The organism is Bradyrhizobium sp. MI1.3 (assembly GCF_055811695.1).
This window is the reverse complement of record NZ_JBVVPQ010000020.1, coordinates 1-21,128: the sequence shown is the minus strand read 5'-3', so window position 1 is coordinate 21,128 and position 21,128 is coordinate 1. Positions and strand designations below refer to the sequence as shown.

General features: G+C 59.4%; 17 protein-coding genes and 1 pseudogene. 11 read left to right on the top strand and 7 right to left on the bottom strand.

All coding sequences use genetic code 11. From position 1 onward, the window contains the following. Window positions 1–14 precede the first annotated feature (14 nt). The 7 genes from AC0L3A_RS16820 (at window position 15) to AC0L3A_RS16790 (ending at window position 9,238) form a co-directional block, all read left to right on the top strand. The gene (locus tag AC0L3A_RS16820; RefSeq protein ID WP_473254792.1) at window positions 15–1,334 is read left to right on the top strand and encodes a phage tail protein; all 1,320 of its coding nucleotides are present in this window, start codon (window positions 15–17) and stop codon (window positions 1,332–1,334) included. 19 nt (window positions 1,335–1,353) lie between these two features. Continuing rightward, complete coding sequence (locus tag AC0L3A_RS16815) at window positions 1,354–2,127, top strand: hypothetical protein (protein ID WP_473254791.1); 774 nt, start codon at window positions 1,354–1,356, stop codon at window positions 2,125–2,127. Between the two features lie 15 nt (window positions 2,128–2,142). Next, a complete protein-coding gene (locus AC0L3A_RS16810; protein WP_473254789.1) occupies window positions 2,143–2,931 on the top strand; it encodes a hypothetical protein in 789 nt (262 codons plus the stop codon). A 528-nt stretch (window positions 2,932–3,459) separates the two neighbouring features. Continuing rightward, window positions 3,460–4,779, top strand: coding sequence for an eCIS core domain-containing protein (locus tag AC0L3A_RS16805; RefSeq protein WP_473254788.1), 1,320 nt, complete (start codon window positions 3,460–3,462; stop codon window positions 4,777–4,779). A 57-nt stretch (window positions 4,780–4,836) separates the two neighbouring features. Then, entirely contained in the window at window positions 4,837–5,457 is a 621-nt protein-coding gene (locus AC0L3A_RS16800; RefSeq protein ID WP_473254787.1) for a hypothetical protein, read from the top strand. A 56-nt stretch (window positions 5,458–5,513) separates the two neighbouring features. Further along, window positions 5,514–8,072, top strand: coding sequence for an eCIS core domain-containing protein (locus tag AC0L3A_RS16795; RefSeq protein WP_473254786.1), 2,559 nt, complete (start codon window positions 5,514–5,516; stop codon window positions 8,070–8,072). Between the two features lie 95 nt (window positions 8,073–8,167). Continuing rightward, complete coding sequence (locus AC0L3A_RS16790) at window positions 8,168–9,238, top strand: outer membrane protein assembly factor BamB family protein (protein WP_473254785.1); 1,071 nt, start codon at window positions 8,168–8,170, stop codon at window positions 9,236–9,238. A 93-nt stretch (window positions 9,239–9,331) separates the two neighbouring features. Here AC0L3A_RS16790 and AC0L3A_RS16785 read toward each other — a convergent pair whose 3' ends face one another. After that, a complete protein-coding gene (locus tag AC0L3A_RS16785) occupies window positions 9,332–10,123 on the bottom strand; it encodes a LuxR C-terminal-related transcriptional regulator (RefSeq protein WP_473254784.1) in 792 nt (263 codons plus the stop codon). Between the two features lie 595 nt (window positions 10,124–10,718). Between AC0L3A_RS16785 and AC0L3A_RS16780 the strand changes: the two genes are divergently transcribed. After that, complete coding sequence (locus tag AC0L3A_RS16780; protein ID WP_473254783.1) at window positions 10,719–11,495, top strand: hypothetical protein; 777 nt, start codon at window positions 10,719–10,721, stop codon at window positions 11,493–11,495. A 359-nt stretch (window positions 11,496–11,854) separates the two neighbouring features. On the opposite strand, the gene AC0L3A_RS16775 is transcribed toward AC0L3A_RS16780, so the two are convergent. From AC0L3A_RS16775 to AC0L3A_RS16755, 5 genes are all read right to left on the bottom strand, one after another. Further along, on the bottom strand, window positions 11,855–12,868 hold the full coding sequence (locus tag AC0L3A_RS16775) for a hypothetical protein (protein ID WP_473254782.1): 1,014 nt from the start codon (window positions 12,866–12,868) through the stop codon (window positions 11,855–11,857). Between the two features lie 87 nt (window positions 12,869–12,955). Beyond that, window positions 12,956–13,369, bottom strand: a complete 414-nt coding sequence (locus AC0L3A_RS16770; protein WP_473254781.1) for a hypothetical protein — start codon at window positions 13,367–13,369, stop codon at window positions 12,956–12,958. A gap of 358 nt (window positions 13,370–13,727) precedes the next feature. Continuing rightward, entirely contained in the window at window positions 13,728–14,246 is a 519-nt protein-coding gene (locus AC0L3A_RS16765) for a hypothetical protein (RefSeq protein ID WP_473254780.1), read from the bottom strand. A 500-nt stretch (window positions 14,247–14,746) separates the two neighbouring features. Beyond that, window positions 14,747–15,073 (bottom strand): DUF2958 domain-containing protein, encoded by a 327-nt coding sequence (locus AC0L3A_RS16760; protein ID WP_473254828.1) that lies wholly within the window; start codon window positions 15,071–15,073, stop codon window positions 14,747–14,749. A gap of 11 nt (window positions 15,074–15,084) precedes the next feature. After that, window positions 15,085–16,251, bottom strand: coding sequence for a PGN_0703 family putative restriction endonuclease (locus AC0L3A_RS16755; RefSeq protein WP_473254779.1), 1,167 nt, complete (start codon window positions 16,249–16,251; stop codon window positions 15,085–15,087). Between the two features lie 264 nt (window positions 16,252–16,515). Here AC0L3A_RS16755 and AC0L3A_RS16750 point away from each other — a divergent pair, with 264 nt between their 5' ends. From AC0L3A_RS16750 to AC0L3A_RS16740, 3 genes are all read left to right on the top strand, one after another. Further along, window positions 16,516–18,591: a DNA polymerase III subunit gene (locus AC0L3A_RS16750; protein ID WP_473254778.1), complete on the top strand. Its 2,076-nt coding sequence runs from the start codon at window positions 16,516–16,518 to the stop codon at window positions 18,589–18,591. Further along, a complete protein-coding gene (locus tag AC0L3A_RS16745; protein WP_473254777.1) occupies window positions 18,564–19,781 on the top strand; it encodes a hypothetical protein in 1,218 nt (405 codons plus the stop codon). The genes AC0L3A_RS16750 and AC0L3A_RS16745 overlap by 28 nt, the downstream gene beginning before the upstream one ends. A 148-nt stretch (window positions 19,782–19,929) precedes the next feature. Next, on the top strand, window positions 19,930–20,994 hold the full coding sequence (locus AC0L3A_RS16740) for an AAA family ATPase (RefSeq protein WP_473254776.1): 1,065 nt from the start codon (window positions 19,930–19,932) through the stop codon (window positions 20,992–20,994). Window positions 20,995–21,017: 23 nt separating this feature from the next. On the opposite strand, the pseudogene AC0L3A_RS16735 reads toward AC0L3A_RS16740, so the two are convergent. Beyond that, window positions 21,018–21,128 (bottom strand): annotated as a pseudogene (locus tag AC0L3A_RS16735) (IS630 family transposase); the annotation flags it as partial.

Here is a 21,128-nt window from a genome sequence, read left to right as displayed (position 1 = left end):
TTGTCGGCCACATTTTGGGCCGGCGCATCCTGGGGTTCTTTCTGCCCTATCATTTCGTGTCTAACGGCGTGGCGCCGGGGTTCGAGGTTTTTGTCGGGGCGTGGGGGGTCGCGCCGCTATGCGGCGCGCTGCTGGTGCAAACGGAAAATGCCGTGCAACCGGTTTCGCTGGATATAGCCGGCGCCTATCTCGGTTCCGGGGTCCTGTGGAGCGATGCGATCTCGGGTGGCCCGTTGCCGGTGGCGTGGAGCAGGCTCAGGGCATCGGTCAGCAATGCGGCCGGCTCGCATGTCGAATTCTACTACGCCCTGTCGAACGACAGGACGCCGGCGCCTGCGGTAGACCCGGAGGCCGAGCAGCCATTCGGCAGTCCATGGCGCGCGATTCCCGAGGATGTGGAAGATTTCCTGCTCGGCGAGCAAAAGGCGGGTTTTCTGTTCGTCGGTGCGCGATTCCTCAGCGACCGCACCGGTACGCCGCGCCTGACGCAGATGCGCGCCGACTTCAATGCGGACAGCTTCACCAAATATCTGCCGCTGGTCTACCTCAACCCCGGCAACCAGCCGGACTTTCTCAAGCGCTTCGTGGCCCTGTTCCAGGGTCTCTTCGAGGATATCGAAGGCGAGGTGAACTCGCTGGAGCGCTATTTTGATCCATACAGCACGCCGGCCGAAGCGCTGCCGTGGCTGGCAAGCTGGCTCGCCGTGGAGCTAGAGCAGGGCGAGCCGGTAGCGCGCTTGCGCAACAGCATTGCCGGCGCGTTCCGCCGCTACCAGTGGCGTGGAACGGTCGAGGGGCTACGGTTAGCCCTGCTCGAAGATGCAGGGGTCCACGCCATCATCAGCGAACCGATCGCCGCCAGTTCGTTCGTGGCGTTTCCATCCGCAGCCAGTTCCGGCGCTACGCCGTCTGCGCTGGGTCTCGGGACATATCTGCCGTCGGCACAGCCCGGCGGCGCCGTCCTCAGCATGGACGCGACACTCGACCATTCCTACCTCATCACCGATGCCGAATATGGCGAACCCGTGTTTGCGAGCGCCGCCTGGCAGTTCGTGATCGAGGTCTACAGGCACGAGGCGAACACTGACGCGCGGCTGCAACTGATCAAGGACATCATCGAGCGGGAAAAGCCGGCTCACACGACCTACCGCCTGGCGCTGATCGATCCGGTCATGCGGGTCGGCGTGCAGGGGCGGGTGGGCGTCGACACGGTTGTTGCCGCCGAGCCGCCGGCCGGAGGGCTTGGCGAGAGCCATGAATTCGGCTTGCGCCTCGGTGGCCCGCTGCCTCCGCGCATCGGGAGCAGCCGCTTTGGAGACGATTTGAAACCCTAGCTCGAAGTGAGGAGATATCATGCAGATGACATTGCGAGACGCGAAACCATGCGACGGAATACATACGTTCGTTCGCAATCGCTACTTCTACGGCAAGCTGCTCGATGTCTACCACTTCCAGCTTGAGCAGGATTATCTTAACGGCAAACGCTGGCTGTTGAACCGGCTGGTCAGCGGCTACGGTGTGCTTTGCGGGCTCGATGTGCAGCCTGCGGAAAACGGCCGCGCGGTGGTGGTGACGGCCGGGGCTGCGCTCGATCGCGGTGGGCGAGAGATCATCGTTCCCTGCACCAGCGAGCCAATCGATATCCCGCCGAGGCCGGCCAGCAAGCCCGATCAGCCACCTCCGGGGAATTGCGAGCCGGAAGATTATGTCCATCTCTGCATCTGCTTCCAGCAGTGCGACAGCGATCCGGCTCCCGTGCTGGTGGATGACTGCGGGCAGGCAACATCATGTTCGATGTCCTCGATTCAGGAACGCTACAAGCTCGTCATCCGCAGCTGCAAGGCGCCGGACATCTGCCTTGAGTCCAGTGTGGCGGATTTCGTCCTCAACGGACGCCTGAACTACAACGCGCTGGTCGAGCGGGTGACCCGGAGCTGCCCGGATTTGCCGGCAGACCTGTGCATTCCACTCGCCAATATCCGCTTGCCTTCGGGCGATGATCCGCCGCAGGCAGCGGACATTGAGATCAATGCGCGCCCGATCGTGTACTCCAACGACATGTTGTTCGACATCATGCTTGCATTGGCAGGCGAAGCACCCGTGCGCAATCGCGGCGGCAAACAGTAACGACCGGAGAGAACCATGGACACCGCCTATTGTGATTGCCACCGGCAAGCTGCAAAGCCCAATGTGAACGAGCGGCCGCGTTACTATGCGCGGCAACTGGTCACGCCGGACGACATGACCCTGGAGCAGGAGTATTTCCGGGCCAAGCTGCGGCGCCACAACCGGTTCCTGCACGGCTGGGGCGTCGTCTGCGGCGCCCGGGTAGAGCCGGTGCCAAATGCGACGAAGTACCCGTGGAAGGTGATCGTCAAGTCAGGCTACATCCTGGGCCCCTATGGCGATGAGATCTGCATCGAGAAGGATCAATGCGTCGACGTCCGCACCAAATGCGTGTCGGGGGAGCCGCAAACGCCGGGGGACGATTGCGGATGCAGTGAGGCCATGCCAACGCCGTCGACGAATGCGACGCACTACATTGCGATCCGCTACGTCGAGCACAAGACACGGCTCACACGCGTGCCGCTCGGCGGCTGCGGTTGCGAGACCAGCGCGTGCGAGTTTTCGCGCTACAGCGACGGCTACGAGATTTGCGTCCTCGATCATTGTCCGGAGTCTCACACGAAGACGCCGCCTCCGATAGCCTTTACGGGTGAACCGCCCGATTGCCCGGAGTGGCCCACCGAGCCGTGGGTGGTGTTGAGCGCATTCACGGTCACCGACAGCGGGGCCGTCACGACGCATGAATGCGCGTGCCGGCGGCAGGTGCTCTCTTTCGGTAATCTCTGGTGGAAGTGTGCGATCCCCGAACCGGGTACGAACCGTGCTGGTCAGGCAGAACCCGGGACGTCACCGGGACCGCTGTGAGAGGCGTGACCGTGCCGAGCAAATCGCCGCTGTCGCCTCAACTGGTCATGCGGCTGCAGAAGACGAGCGGCAACCGCACCGTGCAGAGATTGCTGGCGCGCCACGCCATGCTGCGCGCTGCCGACGAGGCGGCAGCGTCAGCGGAGCGAGAGTCGGCGCGGTCCAGGTGGTGGTTGCCAAAACTGTTTCGCAGAAGCCGCTAGAATTTGACGGCGCGGCAAAGAAAGGGAGGCGCGTTCAGTGCGATCAACAACTGACGGAAAGCAAACCCGCCCGACGCCGGCCCGCGCCAAAAAGCCCGACAGTGGCAGCAAAGCAGGCCGCGAGCATTCGCTTGGTGCGAAGGCCCATCCCGCGCCTGCTCACCCTGGTCCCCAAAGCAATCGATCGCTCCAACGCGTGCTGGGCGGCCTAGCCGGCAGGCAAACGGGCGATGCACCCGCGGTCCTGCAAAGCAAGCTTCACGTCAACGCTCCGGGGGACGCACACGAACAGGAGGCGGACCGGATCGCGGAACGCGTGATGCGAATGCCGGAACCGCAATTGCAACGCGCCGGCAAATCTTCTGGGCGGCGCGGACTGCAGGCGCCTGCCGCAGGCCTGCAGTCGCGTCGTGTCGAGGCTAGCGACGCCGTGGAGGCGGTTGCACCGCCTGCTGTCGGCAACGTCTTGCGCTCGTCCGGCCGCCCGCTGGACTCGGCGGCGCGGGCCTTCATGGAGCCGCGCTTCGGCCGCGACTTCGGCGATGTGCGCATCCACACCGGGCCGCAAGCCGACACCGCGGCGGCCAGCGTGCAGGCGCGCGCCTTCACGGTCGGGCGCAACGTGGTGTTTGGAGCGGGGGAGCACAACCCGGGATCGGAGGACGGAAAGCGTTTGCTGGCGCATGAGTTGTCGCATGTCGCGCAGCAGTCGACTTCAGATCGAAGATACGCGCCGGCTGCCTCGCAGCTGCCGCCGCCGGTGCACGTGGAGGGGGAGTGTACTTGCCAATCCTGCCTCCAGCGAAAAATCGTCATCGGTGGCAAGCCGTTCACTCCAGATGCGAAGTACTACCAGTACCTGAAGTCGAACTTCGGCGACGCCATGGTGGAGTTCATCTCCGACATGGACAATGGCGGCAAGCCTCCGGATTTTTCGTTCGACAGCAAGGACCAGATGGGCCGCGAGGTTCGTGTTCGGGCGGCCGCGATCAAAGGCATGGAGGAGGTGCATAAGGGCTGTTGCAATTATGCTCCGGCCGGCAAGACCGGTTACCTGGATTCGGCGTATTGGGACAAACAGGGTTCGTACCAGTTCACGCTCAAGACCAAGCTCCCCGCCGGCAAGCAACCATCCGACGCCATCGAGGCAATCTTCAAGAAGGGAGCCGGGACGCTCCTTGAGTGCAATTCAACCATGGTGGCAATTCAGTACCGGGCGATGCTGACGCTGCTCGGCGCGGCCGCGTTCAACAAGAAGTTCGCGGGAGGAGCGGGGCTTATCATCTCGCCACACCACGTGCCGCCGGCCGGCGTCTCCCAGCACCCGATCTGGAGCAAGGGGCTCTACAAGGAGATCACGATCACCGCCGCGAACGATCTGTTGCCCGGCGACTGGGTCTATTTTAAGAACATCGACGACTACGCCGCCAAACACCCAGGCGGCTTGTGGAGCGGCGAGCACGCGATGTATCTCGGGAACCACATGTTCAGAGGGTTCGGCGTCAAGGCGATGTCGCAAGCCGACCTCGAAGCTGAGCTGCTGAACCAGTACAACAGCGGTCTGCCGGACTCCCAGAAGAAGAAATCAGTCCCGGGTCTCCAAAGCTACGCGCGACGGCCGGTGATCGGCGCGATTGAAAAATGATGACGCGTCAGGAAACGCGCGCGAAACCCGCTTGTTCATCGCACGAGGATTACCGAGATGACCCGCACGACGATGATCGGATTGACCCAGGAATACCGCGACGGAATCGAACAGGGGGAGCAATACCGCTCTTTCGTCGCGGAGCTCGATGACAAAGACGAGATCCTGCGGGAAGCAGACTCCGACTTCGATGGGAAGCTGCTGGTCGAGAAGACGTTCGATCCTCCGGGGCTGCTCGCGGAGGAGCGCCATTATCAGCCTGACGGCACCCTCAACTACAAGAACCTGTTCGACTACGACGCGGCGGGCCGAACGAGCGAGGTTCGCATGGTGAGCGGAGATGGCGAGCTTCTGGGGAGATGGATCAGTCACTACGACGGCGCAGGGCGACTCGATCGGGAGACACGGCTGAACAGACAAGGCGAGGTGGAGGTCGAGGACCGCTACGAATACCGGGATGGCGGAAGAACCGTAATAAAGACGCGAGGAAGCGTGGCAGCATGGACCTCCACCCATGATACGAAAGGCAGACTCCTCACGCTGCGCGGCGGCTATTTCTCGGCCGACCAGGCCGACGACAGCGCATGCGAATACGACGATCGCGGCCGCCTGACAAAGAAGACCGAGTATTCGTTACCGGGCGTCGTCAAACGCATCACGACCTATTCGTACCAGTGAGCCGAGAGAAGCGCAAACCCGTGCCACAGCATGTATCGCAAAAGACTCCGGCATCGATGGCAAAGCAGCCCGACCGCCCCGCCGCGCGGATAACGGAAAAGGCCGGCCTCAACCGCAACGGAATTTCGCGTCAGCCGCAGGTCGGTAATCGCGCGATGGGCCGCTTGCTTGCGGTCCTTCGGGTGCAGCCGAAGCTCGTGGGTGCTCCTGTCGGATATCCGTCGGAGCGCGAGGCTGACCGGGTGGCCGATGCGGAATTAGCGAAGCCGGCTCGACCGGCGCCTTCACAGGACGAAGCAGCGGCATCCGCGAAGGCTTCCGGCCGCGATGCGACCCGCCCAAGTTCCTTGCGGCATGTTGATGCGACGGACCCGGTCAAGCACCCAGTTCCAGTCTGGGTGGACAGGATGTCCGACAACTTGTCTCGCACGCCGCTCGAGCGTGCGCCTTTGGTTCAGGCAAAGCTCACGATCAGCCAACCCGGAGACAGGTACGAACAGGAAGCCGATGCCGTGGCGCATGCTGTGATGCGCATGCCGGCTCCCGATGTGCCGCTGACGCCTGCCGGATCCGCGGAAGGCACCACTCCCAAGGTGCAGAGACTGCGCGCCGACCGCGAAGACGAGCAGGGCGAGAAGACGGGCACGCCGCTGCAAAGGAAGGAGCAGGCTGCCGGTGCCCCGCGCGTTACTGCATCGGTGGCCGCCGACATCGGGGCCATGCGCGGAGACGGCAGTGCACTGCCTGTGACAGCCCGAGCATTTTTTGAGCCGCGCTTCGGTGCCGATTTCAGTCAGGTGCGCGTACACACCAATGAGCGGGCTGCCAGCACTGCGAAGTCTTTGAACGCGAGAGCCTTCACCGTTGGTTGGGACATCGTTTTTAATGTAGGTCAATACTCGCCCGAATTGCCTGAAGGGCAACGTTTGCTGGCGCATGAGTTGACGCACGTGGTGCAGCAGCAGGGCCCGCATCGGGGTACGAGTCCGATGGCCGTGTCACGGCTCGCGCCAGCGCGTCAGCAGGTGCAGCGCTGGGAAGGGCTTGAGCACAAGAAGGTCGGAAATCGTGCTCAGAACGAATTCCCTTATCGCGGAACGATCAAGACGGATATGACTGCCCTTCGCTATAAGCCTCACAAGGATGAGGGCTCACCCCACGAAAATACCAAAGCCGACCTCTTGGTCGGCGCGAAGGTCCTGGTTCTCGGTAACGAACGCGGTTGGCTGCAAATTGTCGTCGAATCGGGAATGGCACGCGACAAGCAAGGCAAAACCGTCTCAGCCGATACTCTGGTAGGTTACGTCTCGCACGAGCTAATCACGAAATCGTCCGCGGTCTTCGACCTCGAGGTTCCGGTCGCGGGAGGCCTCGTCCTCTCCTATGGCGATCTCGTCGCGTTCGGCGGGGATCATTTCAAGGATTTTGCCGAGCTGAGCGGTGAGGCCTCGAGCGCTGCGGGCCGCGCGCGGCTGAAGAAGCTGCGGGATCTCACCGACAGCGAAGCGACCCAATCGCCGGCGTATGAAGAGGCTGCCACGATCAGCAAGGTGTACGCGGAACGATACAAGGACCTCGCCCTGCAGAACGTCTCCCACTTTTCGGGCGGAGGGAGCTCACTCACGACGTGGCAGACGATCCATCAGGCCGCGGTTCTCGCTGCACTCGAGGCGGGGGAGAAAGGCGACAGCGGGGGACTCGCCAAGGCTTACGCGATGAATGCTTTCGGTGATCATTTTCTCACCGACAGCTTCTCAGCCGGGCATGTGAGAACGCCCCGGCAACAGGCAATCGACTATTACAAGAAGCTCGCCAAAGACGTCTTCCAGCACATCATCGACGATGTCTCCGCTCGCTTGGGTAACCGCATTTACGAATTGCTGCGCCAGGATTACAGGCGGGTGCGGGTGTTCGGAGACGAAGGAGATCGCCGCGATGCCATCGCGAGGGTAAACGTCAAGATCACGAAAGCCATCACCGATGCAGGGGGGCACGCAAAAGTGCAAGAGCAGTTCGGACTGTACGTTGCTGGCGCGTTCTCCAAAATCATGCATGATCGTGACAATGACCAGGGATTGAACGTCGTAAGCAAGAAGCATCCGGAAGGATGGATCGCATTCGGCGACGCAAAGCTGGAATCGAAGGATAACACGAAAAATCTTGCCTATGTGACCGAAGCTGTACAGGCGTCGAAGCAGGATCTGCTCAGCGCCTTCAGGATCGGCGCTGACGTCTTGAACAAGCAAGGCAAGATCCCGTCCCGGGCCGCAATCGATGCAGCGATGGCCGAGCTGACCAAGAAAGTGGGCCCTCCTTATATCGCCCTGGATTTTGCTCCAAGCCCGGCTCCCGGCGTCAAGCCGCTGCCCGCCTGGGAATGGGGCAAGCTGGATCAACCGATGAAGGCCGAATTCGTCAAGATGATCTCCAGATACCTGTCGACTACTGCTCAGACGGAGTTGTTGGCGCACTTCCCGGTTCGGGAGGAAATAGAGATCAACGGGCCCAACGTGGACGCACGCCCGCGCGACGCCGCCACCGACATCCTGAAAGAGTTTCTCGCAGACCCTGTGCAGTTCCTTGAGCGCGCGTTCGGACGGGCCGCTGGTCCGTGATGCGTCGGGTGCATCGAACGTGGGCCGCTATTGACATTGCGATCATCGTGGTCGGCGCGATCTTCTGGTGGAGTCGCATGCAAGGAGTCGGACAGGTGCGAAAGAGTGTGATCTGGAGTCGGGAATTCAATGCGGTCACGGGCCTTGCCGCTGCGGCTTCCGGGATGGTCGCTTCCGTCGTCATCGCCACGAAGGCGTACCTGGTCGGCCTCGATGTCGAGGGCCGGCTGCTGTGGCGAAAAGAAGTACCCGACCGGGCGCTGCTCGTCGCCGGTGACCGCGCGGTATTCGCGGCCGTCGAACACCGCATCATGATCATTGACCCCGCGGGCGGCAGCATCGGCCCGACGAGGGAGGTCGATCCGCCGCCGGGCGGGTGGGCGCAGGCAACGACAATGTCGCTGGGCGCAGACCTGTTGGTTGCGGACGCCCAGGGACTCCAGCGTCTTCGCGCGTCTAGCCTGGAAACGCTCTGGAAGCTGGCCCCGGGATTCGACGGGGTGAACGATAATATCCAGCAACTGGCGTACGAGCCACCGTTGATCGCGGCTGTCTCGGACCACACGGTCATGGTCATTTCGGAGCGAGGGGAGTTGATCTGGGAGCGCCGTTTGCCTGCGGAAACCCGCGTCGCCGGCGATCACCCGCTGGTCCTGACCGATCATCGCCTGTGGGTCGGGCTGGTTAAGGAATTGGAGCCCAGCGTGCGCTACCTCTATGAGCTGGCCGCGTCCGACGGGACGCCGCAATCTGAGACGTCGATCGATGATCTCGCGATGTTCTGTCCAGCTTACGTTTCAAGGGGCGTGCTCGTGCTGGATACCCAACGCGGTCTGGCCGGCTTCGACATCAAGAACGGGCTGAAGCGCCTATGGTCGATCGAGGCACCCATCGCCATGGGAACATGCATTGCCCAGGATGAGCATCTCGTGGTGGCAACGCGAGACGGAGAATTGCTTCGAGTCGCGTTCGCGGATGGTGAGAAAGAGACCCCTATACGGTTGCGCCGAGAGCAGGCCTGGGTGCCCCCGGCGCCGGACCTGTCACCGGGCGTGCATAGTGAAAGCATAGGAGCGATCGAGCATCTCGTATCGTTGCCGGGCGGGACGGCGTTCTCCGTGGTTTGGTCGAGCGACCAAGCGGCCATACAATTTCATCCATGGTAACGCGCGACGCGATCACTCCTCGACCTGCACAGCCGTAGCGCGCTGATCCCCGGCGCTCCCTAGCACATCGTAAGAAGCCGGCACCGCTACTTCTCATCTCTTGGATGTAGTGGTGGGGTTCGCCGATGGGCCGGCGTTTGCGACGCCTCGTCGCCCGATGGTTGGCCGGACGCTGCCACCTTGGGGACGCCGGGTGACGCGGAATTGCGCGGCGGCCTCGCCGCGACGGCGCACGCTCAGCTTCGTGAGCACGCTGTGGACGTGGTTCTTGACCGTGGCGCCGCCGATCTGCAGCGTGCGGGCAATTTCCTTATTGGACAAGCCTTGCTCGACGAGGCCGAGGATTTCCACTTCCCGCCGGGTAAGCAGAATCGGCGCGAATTGCACGCGGCTCTGCGCCAACACGCCGATCTGCTTGAACAGCGCCGCCGCTGTGCGTGCGGAGCAATACAACTCGCCGCGCAAGGCCGATTCGACCGCATTGACCAGATCCTCCGCCGAACTGTCGGGGCCGACATAAGCCGCCACGCCCGCCTCGGCGCAGGCGAGCACCTCCGCGCTGATTTCGCGCACCGCAAAGGCGATGATCTTGGTGTCTGGCAGCTGCGCGCTCAACAATTTTGCGAAATCAAGGCTTTCAGAACCCGCCATGTCGAGAACGACAACCTCGGGCCGGAGTTCGATCACACGAGGCAAAGTGCCGGAGGAGATGGTGTCCGATCCAGCGAGGCAGATCCGGGGATGATTTGACAGGCACGATACCAGCCCCTCGCGGTACAGCCGGACGTCGCTCAGCACCAAGACTCGGCGTGCTTCCTTCGACGAACCGAGTGAGCCGCATCCCGACAAGCATGGATTGGCGGTGAACGCGTTGTCTTCGCCCATGCAAACTCTCCGACTGCCAACTACCCTCGTCTATCAGTGCACCCCACCACTCATCATTCAATCGCGCCCACAACTACAAGTTAAATACATTTCGGCTATGCTGTCCAGCCGCCGATTCCCCGTGGATCGTGCCGCGACGCCCGGCGCGGCGATAGGCCACGCCACTTGTCGAACAGGGCAGGCAGCCGCTCCAGAACGACCCAGTCCGAGAGCCCGCGCCGGCCGCCCTGCGCATGCAGGGCCGGCTATGGGTAAGGAAGCACCGCGCACCAGGAGATGCAGATGATCTTCACGCTTGTCAGTAGAGCGCGCACCGAGGAAGGCGGGGCCCTCCTTGAAGCCCTTATGAAGGAAAAATGCAGGGGCTACCGGACGGATGTTGCGCGAGGGATTGTCATCGATGTTCCGAGACCAACGCAGCGGCGGCTAAGGAGCAGCGCAGGATCGCGCGAGTAGAGCCGGTCGGCTGAGCCAGCGCCCGCTATGCGGCGCGAGCGACCGCGTCAAATTGTTGTGCTGCGCCCAGTTAGGGAATAAGAAATAGATGCACAGATTCTAAAGCATCCTGCAGGTTTCGGGGCGCTGGGAGAGCGCAATGAGTCACATTCGTGCGCAACGGGATGCCTCTCCCCAGCCCACCCTGATCGATGTGATGATCGTCCTGGTCATCTGTTCCGCAATCACGATCTTTGTTTTCTGGATTGCATCCCGCTTCATGCGGCTCGAATTGTTCGATCAGCTTCCGAATTGGGTGGTCGGCACGTACGGGTACTTTACCGCTCTCGGCACGGGTTCGGCGGGTCTGGGCGCGGCGGTTATTCATTCGCTCGTGCGGCGCGATCCCGCCCCGGACTACGTGCGGCTCATCGGTGTTTGCCTGATAGCGATCTTTCTAATGATCGTGGCGATCATCCTCATCGATAGGTACCTGGTGGTTAAGTCGCCAAACGATGTGGCCGCTGCATCTCATTCTGCCTCGTCTCCTGCATCCACGCCCACAGCGCCTCCCGCGGCAACTATCAAACCGATTGTAAGAAATTTCTCACATCCCAACGTCATCCTGAACGGGACGATGATGGAGATGGGCGTGACAGTCATCGATAATGGCAACGCCAAGGGCACCTACAACATAACTTTCAAGTGGACAGGATCAGGCGGAACTCAGCACGGGAGCCAGAATGCAACTGTTACGTTCAAAGGGGCAGGCAATGCGTCGCTCCAATCGGTCGTCATTCCGATAAACCGCGATCATTGCTATTACGGCGGCGGCAATCTTCAGTCAAAAAATGGCGACTTTGTAGTCGATCCGGGTTTGGTAACTGGGATCGAGGTGACGCTTTCCGAGGTCAGTGGCCGAATGGGCGTGTGCTGAGCCATGAAGCGGCGTGATTGGGCCTGCAAGTGGTCTCGTCGCGCCGAACGGTCGTTGCAAAGGTGGCCGGCATGATGATCTAACCAAGCGATGGATCGCCGCGGCGGATGGCATGAGCGGATAAAGGGTGGACAGACAGCCCAGGGGAAAATCCCCTCAAACTGATGTTACGTCCGGTCATCAGATCAAATGCATCGAATCCGATCCGCATTTGACGTCTGAGAATACAGTCGACTTCGGGACGCAAGATTGGTACGCGCGGCCACATCGAACGACAAGGACGGACTTTGCATCTTCTGAGGCTTGCGCTGGAATCCATCTCTCCGCCGCTCGATCGAGAAGATCCCAGCACTACAGCGCTAAGCCAGCTCCTTCGCCAACTCCCGCACCTCCACCGACGGCTGTCCATAGCTCACCAGCCATACATCTAGATCAAAGCTCTGCACCTTCTTCACGGCACGCTTGATGGCGCTGTGAATCCACTCGGGCGGGTTGCCAAACGCGCCGCCGCCGAGCAGCGTGAGCAACACAATGTTCGACGCCCCGCGCCGGGCGTTGATAACTGCCTCAAGCATCGTTGCCTCATAGGCGGCATCGAGCACTAAGTGCGCGAATGCTGCCCAGTGCTGCTGCGGCACATCGTTGTAGGCGACGGGCAGCGCTGAGCAGAAAGCCTGGCTCACTACAAGCCTTGGTGCGGCCGGCGCATCCGTCACCTCGACGTCGCGATGAATGCCGATACGCAGCTTACCGGCCAGCGCGTCATTATTCTTAGGGCCGATTGCTCGCAGATGATCCTTGATCAGGTCCAGGCCCTCACGCGTGCAAAGCGCATAGCCGTTTCGCCACTTCCAAAGGTCGGCGACGGGGCGGCCCAATCGGGCGCTCAACTCAGCGCCGACGTCCGATAGGCCATCAAGCTGGCGGTTGGCAGTCTGGCCGATCTGACCGCCGACGGGCACGAAGTAGTTGCGATAGATTGTCGCCGCGCCCGCTGCCATGGCGCACGCCGGGCCCTGCGTGCGGTCGAGCTCGTAGCGTGTGACGCCATTCTCGGGCGTCACGTCGGGGCTGATCATCTCCAGAGAATTGAACTGGCTGGCAACTTGGAACAGCGCACCTGCATGCTCGGGCACCTGATGCATCTTGCGCACGTCGCCGGTGACGATCTGTACGCGAGCCTGGCCTTCCGCGCCCGTGCCGCCGGCTACTCGGGCGCGCAGATTGTCGAGCGATACTAGTTCGAACTCGCCAATTCCATAGCTGCGGCCGTTGGCCTTGGAGCGAAGAGCACTGCCGCGCACCTCAAGCTGTGCGCGGGTAGCGGCGTACGTACTTTCGTTGAAGCCGGTGATGCGTGAGAACCAGTCCATATGCCCGCGTTCCGCTAATCAGATCTATTACGATTGTCCTTGCCACGCGTTGCTGACGACGAACATGGCGGCAGCTGGTTCGCCGAGCTATGGCAACATCGTGACATAATGCTCTCCCGAAACCATCGACTGAACCGAATAGTTGATGAGGGAGTCTGGAGCCGCGTTTTGCCCCGTCCTTTCTGCTTTCTCTCTCGCCATCGCGATCTGCTCATCCGAGTATCCTTGGACTTTCTTGAGCATCTCGAAGAGGTCGACCTTGACGATAACGGAGCATCGGGCGATCTGCTTGTTCGGATCCGTGGACAGGTGGGTTGCCGACTTCTCCCTTACGAGAACGATGCCCGGCGGCATCTTATAAGACTTCCCGAACTCCTGCTCCTCGAACAGTTGCTTGACGGTTGCAAGCACGTAAGGCTCGCTGCAGACATCTGACTTGCCGCAGCCCGCAAGCAAAGAGGCCATGACAACGACGGGTGTAATTGAGAAGATAGTGTTCATAGTGTTTGGCTCCCGCATGTGACGACTGCGTGAGTGGACCGTGCCGAACTCTGTCGCTGACGAAGGCCGGCTAGTCCGGCGGGCCGAGCCATTCCAAGTGAAATTTCGCGGCCGAACTACTCCCCTCCATATCAGATGGAGGCCCAAGAAATTGCGAGGTTTGCGTGAAGCAGCCGCATGGGCTTCAAAAAGGCCCTCGATTGATGGTCGACTGGGGCCGTCGACTTGCTCACGTTGCTAGTCATCGGCCTACGTCACGTTTACGAGTCCCTCCTGTTCCGGGACGCCTCGTCTCTGTTCTGGAAGACCCGCACGAGAAGCGAAGGTCGAAAGCTTGAGACACAGTAGGGCAACAAGCTTAGCTTGAGCTTTGGCGGCACAGATGTTTGTCGGGGCGCACCCGAATGAAGACTGGATGACCAAAATGGCCGGCCGAGGTCATTTGCAGGCAGCTTACCTCGATCACTTGGCCAACCAACTGACCGAGTTGGGCTTCCGACCATAGCATTTCGCGCTCAATATCTGTGAAGCCGGCACCCACAGCACCCTTGGACGTAGTGACGTAACCTAGTCTGCCTCGGTGCTTGCCCTCGCCCCCCGCATATCCGGTGATTGCGACGTCATGCGTCTCACTGGATTTAACTTTCACCCAGCGATCGCCCTGACGAACGACTAGCCCCTCGTAGCCGAGGTTCGTGGCCTGCTGCAGATGGGCGTGGATCTTGTCCGAGGTGGGGTCACTTAGCTGACCCCAGTTGAGGCGAGGATCGAGCTGGGAAAGACCGTAGAGATGTTGCGGAGCAATGGCGGGCGTATCGGCTCTAGATAGTTTCGTCCTGGTCGCTCGGATCGTGTTTCGAAAATCGTCAACGAACACCTTGCAGTCGCGAGGAATGCCTGGTTGCCATTGTGGAATGTTGTAGAGCGGCTTGTTCGCTCGGCTCAGCCAACCGCGTTCGTTATGCTATATCGCCCGGACGCCATCGATTTTCAAAGTTAGCAGCCAGTCGCCGGACAGGCTTTTGCCATTCCATGGCCTGGGGCTGACAATCTCCAAACTTTCCATGCGATCTCCTTTCGGATGAAGCGGATCTGACCAAAAGTGTTTTCAACCAAGGGAAGGTAAGAGCGCCAGTAGAAGGGGCGCTGGTGGAATGGCTGCCAAACCAGAGGCAGCTAAAGCGAGCTTTGAGGTCTCGATCGGGTGTTTGGACCAGGGGTGAAATACTGACCACTGCCCTTTGCTTGAGGGTTGCGGCAAGAGTCAGTCGCAAGAAGAGCGATACCAAAGTGTACCGCTCCCCGGCTGCTGCCATGGAGGCAGCAACCGTAGCTCTTGCGGTCCGACTTACATTTCGGTCCGCGTGGAGCGTCGACTCAGGTGACGATCCGTCCCTTAGCCCGCGCCTCGTCGGCATAAGCTGAGAGTGGCTTGTCAGCGACGAAATGAAGGTCTCGCTCGACCGGAAGTCCGAGGCGACCTCGGACCTCCATGATTTCCGTGAGGCTGACGTAGCCGAGTTCGGGACAGCCAAGGCCAAGGTCGCAGAGGCTGAACAACCGATCCGGTTCATCCGGATCGCATTCGGTGAGAAGCCATGTCGCGCCGGCATCTGGAGTGAATAGCTTCACCACGGGCCGGTGATCGGTGTCCGGATGAAGGGCATTTACGAGAAGCTCGACGCGGTCGGAGACTGTCAGCAGGGAGCCCGTCTTCACTGGGGCGCTCCTGCAGCCTTTTGAGCCCTGCTTTTCGTTGTTCGCTTGGCCGTCGTTTGCGTGGCATTCCCGAGCGCGGCTTCGACGTTTTTGGACGAAGGCGGGGCGATCGGTGCTGCGATGGTATGAACTGAGGGTTTCTCAAGGTATTCGCCCAAGGCGAGGTGATAGACGCGCTCGAAGTCGCAGTAGCGACCCCACAGATCGCAAGCGAGACTATTGGCTCCGGCCTCGGCAAGGGCGTCGATGAAGCGTTCCAGCGTAAAGCCCTGGAATGCGACACGGTTCGCGTCTTGGTCGTCGGCATCGATCAGTTCGTTTTCGTACACACGAAAGGCGGCCATGACCCGGCGATTGAGCCGAGGCCCAACGGTAATAAACATGGCCCGTGGGGTGAGGCCTTGGTCGACGGTCAGTTGGGCCAGCATATGCTCGCGCCAAAGCTGCTCCAGCGCCAAGGAACGGAGCATCGGGCTGTCCGGGTCGACGAAGAGGCCGACAGCGCGAGAAACTTCATCATAGCGATCCCGAAGCCTGGCCGCGGGCCCGGTCATATCTTCGGAGTACTTTACCTCGACGAAGATAGTCCCTTCTTCGCCCTCGGGGGTGATGACGCGGATAGCGAGATCCCAGGCCGTGCCGTCATTGAGAAAACGTTCTTGGCGGCGGCCGGGTGAGTGTTCGAAGGTGAATCCTGTCACTTGATGGACGAAGCCCGGCAGCAACTGGCGCAGGGCGGCGGTGGCAAGGTCGAGGTCGAGGGCCATAGCCCCAAACAGGTTGAAGGCCAGCGGCATGGAGCTGAGGGCGTTGCCAAGCAGCCGATCTTCGTCGATGGCAGCGCCTTCCTCCCGCATTAGCAACTCGCGACGAACGAGGGCATGGATTTCCGGAGAGAGGAAATTCCGCCCGGCACGCGCAGCGTCACGACTGAGGTATGAATGAAGCTCCATGGTAACGGCGTTGTCACCATCGCCGCGAACGTGGTGGCCGGTGGGGATTCCCCGATCCTTTAGCCACAAGCATTGAAGAAGGCGGGCGGCGCGGCGGAACCGCGTGTCGACTTCGAAGAAGACATTGTTCCGTCGGACGATTTCATCCGGAACGAGCGGGACGCGCGTGAGAGGCACGGCGCTATTGAAGGCGATAGGCTTCGAATGCATGAGAATCTCGCGATGATGATGACATGCAAGATTCAGATTGCAGGTACCGAATTTTACCGCACCGTGCGCTACTTCGTGCTTCCAGGAAGACTAGGCTGTCATCGCGACAGAGCGGGATCGGGAACTCGAAGTTAGAACCGAAATAGTTTACCGCGCCCATGTCTTCCAGAGACAGCCATTGTTCATGCATCAATGTCGCGAGTTAAGTTGACAAACTTGCGAGTTAACGCGAGGAGAATTCATCGACCCGCTGAAGGAAATCACGTGGAGAGTCTGGCAATACGTCATCGCCCCAAAGCGTTCAAAAAAGTTGAAGGACAGGGGCATGCGGTGGGGTTTCTTTCTCGACTCATTATCGAGGGGCAGATCTGTCGCAATATTCTGCTCCATGGCGCGATCGGGTCGGGCAAAACGACGCTCGCTCGCATTTATGCAAAAGCGCTGATCTGCCAACACCCCACTCTCGGTGGCTCTCCCTGTCTTGCTTGTGAACCATGCAAAGACGTCGAAGCAGGAGAGACGACCAATTTCCATGAGCTCGATGCCCCGTCGTTCGAGGATTGTGCCCAGCTAGAGGGGAGGATCGATAGCTTGGTTCGCGGAGCAAGCAAAGATTTGAGGCGTGTCATCTTCATCGATGAAGCGCACAGCCTTGCAAGATATCCCAATATTTTTGACTATCTGTTGAAAAAAGTGGAGGAGCCAAGCGAAGGTATATCTTATTGCTTTGCGACCACCTCTTTCGACAAAATATCACCGGCGCTCAGATCTCGCTTACATTGTCTTGAAATCCGCCCCCTAGTACTAACTGAGAGCGTCAGATTCTTAGAGGACATTGCTGCCGCGGAGGAAATCAAGGCTTCGCCGGATGCCTTGGCGCTCATCGCTGGACTGGGTGAGGGGCAGCCGCGCAATATGCTTCACGTCCTCGAAGTAGTATCTCGAAACGCCGAGGTCACGCTGGATCGTGTCCGCCAGATTTATAATTTTGGTTATACCGACATCCTCAAGCGATATTTTGTTGCTCTGGGGCAGGGCGACCTTAGGCTTCAGACAGAAATCTTCTTTCAATGGAATGAAGATGCTCGAGAGAAGCTGAGGTTGATTCAGGTCTTGATGGTCAGCCTCTATTACAATGAACTGTGCGGACTAAGCCTCACCATCGACCCCGTGATTGCTTCAATGTCTCCGACTGATCGCGGTCAGATCATTTCAGCGTTCCAACAGCGCTTGAAAGAGGCGAACCTCAAGGCGCTTTGGGAAGACCTGCTTCAGGCGTGGCCGGTTATTACGTCGGATCTAACTGAAGAGTCGCTTCTTATCTTGATAACTGAATTCCAACGGCGTGTTTGCGGTGCATCAGAAGTTATAACTCAGATGCCTGCTGAAGGACCTTCTTTCTCGTCGCCAGAAGCTGCTTGGAAACCGCAAGTCAGTAAAATGCCAACGCTGCAGAGACGGAGAGTCGGCCGTTTGAAGGTTGATAAAGATCCGCGGTACCTGGCCTACGATCAGGTTAGGGACTTGTTCAATGCGGCATCGTTCTTGACGCAGGAGTATGGTCGCCTCTTCAACATTCGAGTGACAGTTCGATCGCGATCGTTCGGATGTGAAACCAAGTCGCAAGCATCACAGCTGCTGAGCGATTTTGCGCGTGCTTTCACTGATCGATTGAGCAAATGGATTGGTCGAAGCCATTGGCTCTGCGTTCAAGAACTCGAGGACGGGGCAATTTGCGGCCGCATCATCGCGGTTGGACCGCAGCCCGACTCCAGAGAATTCAGAATGATGCAAAAGTGGTTTTGCAACTGGAGAAAAAAGGAGAGGATGCGGGGTCAAGAGGAGCGGGCGATCGAAACCGAGCCGACTTTCACCGAGAAACCAGCTCCCAAAGTGAAATCTCATTGGGATTGTGTCCGCTGGCTTTGCGCGGGGATGAATCCTGCGGAGCCAATTTTCAAGCGGCTCCGATTCCCGAAATCCCGTCAAGCGGGAGACCTTGGCCCTAAGGGGCGGCGACACAGCGCATCAGAATCTCTCGCTCCAGGCGGCATAACTCGTGCGACGCAGTATGGGATGGAGCCATTGTCCGCATTCGATGATGAGGCTTGGGATCATCTTTACACCGGATGGGAGCTGCAAGAATTTGATGATCGGCGTAAGCACAAGGCACAGCGGGAAACTACGATGAAAGAGATTTTGCTGATGCACCCGCTTGGTGAGAAAGAGATAGCCGAAAAGCGAGAGAGTGAGTACCGCAAGCTGCTCGAGATTTGGCCCGACCGCTATCGGCGCCCGAGATCATGGAATGTATGGCAGCCTACGAACGGGTTCAGCTAGTGCTGACCGATGTTGAGTTTTTGGCGCATCCACCACGTGAATTGTTCAAGCATGCCATCTACTTATATCGGAAGAATTCCTGGATACTGAAGCACAAGGTCAAGAGATATGTCTTGGCTCTCGCGCAGGATCACGGGTGGAACGTCCAAAGTGGAGAAAGCGGGCTGGACGCTGCCATCAACGGAAGCTCACTTTTCGAAATCATTGGCGGTGAACAAATTGTCGTCTGTGACGCTGCGGCCGACAGCGCGCGCCAATTGCCAAGCGATGACGTTGAGAGAGGCCTCTGCGCCATAGTCGCGGGAGTTTTAGAGAAGCGCGTCTTCCTTATGGTCCCCTCGGATCACCCGGTTCTGGGTACGGACAGTTGGCGGCGCGCAATCGGTTCGTCACACGTCACGTACATCGAAGAGCCTATAGTGACACGTGCCAATTTTGCAGAAATGATGAAGTCGTTCTTCTTAGTGAGCGATTTTAGCAGGTTCGGCCAGTTGGCTCGGGTGCGAGCTTTCCGGGACCACTTTTCTCGCTTCATCCCCAAGAGTGGCTGCACAATGAGCGAGATCTCTATGGAAATCGATCGTTTTGTATTGCTGCCGATGACAGGAGCCAGCTCCCAGAACGCTAGTCGTAGCTTGAAGGCTCACCGTCAGACCATCGATATAGCCTTAAGGGGTTTCTTGGATCGCAAAAACGAAGCTGCGCTAAAGGAGATCCTGGTCCACATCGATGGCCTGCTCTTTAGGGACATGTTGGACGGATCGGAAGTGATAGCAAGACTTTATACCGCAACGGCATCTATCGTTGGTGGCCGAGACAAGAGATACAAAAACCGAGATGTCGCGAGTTGGGACTACTATGCCTGGGGCATCCTATTGCTGTCTTGCGATTGGTCTGGCGGAAAGTATGATGGCCGGGGTGCTTCTCTCGTGGCCTTTGAGCGGATCTGTCGCGAGTTCATGACCATTGTCGATGTGCAGGCCTGGCTGTGGCAGACTCATCGGTGGCAAAGAGTTGCGGGTGAAATCGCTCGATGGGCGGATGCAGGTCCTGGAAAAATGGAAAGGGCACGGCTTGATCTCGTCAATGCATTGCGGGAGAAATCCACGCTTCTAGGCGCTTCGCACAGGTGGCTGGGCTTTACCGTTGCTGGTCAACGTGGTTTCAACGAACAGGCTCCGTTGAAGTAGTGCCCTGGTCTGCCGCGAGGGCTAACGGGGGGCATCGACCATCTAAAGGATGCACATGGTAGATAGTTCTGCGATGTTGGATCGTTGCCGTCTCAGAAGGTTCGATGACGTTCTCGGTCAAGAGGGGATCCTAGGATCATTGAGAGAAATGATCGACCGCGGCCGTGATGACGCCTTACCGCACCTTGTGTTCACCGGCCGTAGTGGCGTCGGTAAGCGGTCTTTGGCGCGCCTATATGCACAAACGCTTCTTTGCGAGAAGGCCGGTGAGGAGGCGCCATGCCAGGAGTGCGGCGAGTGCAAGGGCGTCTTGACTGGGGCAACCTTCAGTTACGTGGAATTCTCTGCGCTGCAATTTCGAGACGAGCGATATTGTCGAGAACGTGTTGTACAAACGAAGATGGCGCTGAAGACCGCGGCGTGGCGCGTGTTTCTGATCGATGATGCTGAGTGGCTTGAGCCCGCTTCCGCCGACTTGATGTTAAAGACCTTAGAGAAGGAACTGGATACGGTCTTTATATTTGCGGTGAGTGACACCGCGCGATTTCAACGTGCGCTTCGCTCTCGCTGCCAGGTGTTTCGCGTCACGTCTGTAGAACACGAGGCGCTGGTCAGCCGGCTGAAAACGGTTTGTGATCGTGAGTCGCTGATCTGTGAAAACCCCGCCTTGAGCGTAATCGCGATGGCTGCCGGCGGCCGGGTGGGCGAGGCGATTACGAAGTTGGCGCAAGTGGCGAGCCTAGGTGAGGTGACCTTGGCAAGTGCTTCGAGGACATTGAACCTCGAATGGCGAGAGGCAATGATCCAATGCTGGCAAGCACAATTGCGTGACCAACTGGATGAAGCGCTATTGCACTTTGAGCGAGTCGCATTGGACGACGAGAGCCGGGTGCGTGCTATGCAATCTTTTATATTGGCCGTGCACTTTCGTAACTCGGTTGGGGCATTGCCGCGCGGACTAAGCCCCGTGCTCGAGTGCATCGCGGATGAAGCTTGGCTTCCAATTCTGGAAGGGTGGAAGGAATTGTCCCGGCGCCGTTCAGCACCGGTGAACTTGTTGATCGAAGACGCCATGAAGTTTTGGGGTGGGGTAAACCGGCTGGCTCCAGCACGGGCGAGCTTTTATAGAGGTTACGAACGGTTGTTCGGAGCGCAGAAGGACGGTCCGGGCCGGGATAGTCGCGACTTAGCTGCGAAATGTTGCGACTTATGAGGTTGTCGGCCTAGTACCCGGAATCAGAGCTGAGTGATACGGCGGCCTTTGAAGCGACGTTGGCGGACCTTTTTCTTGGTCCAGACGAAAGGCTCGGCTTTGTCGTTGTACGCGTTGACGTAGGCATCGATGTG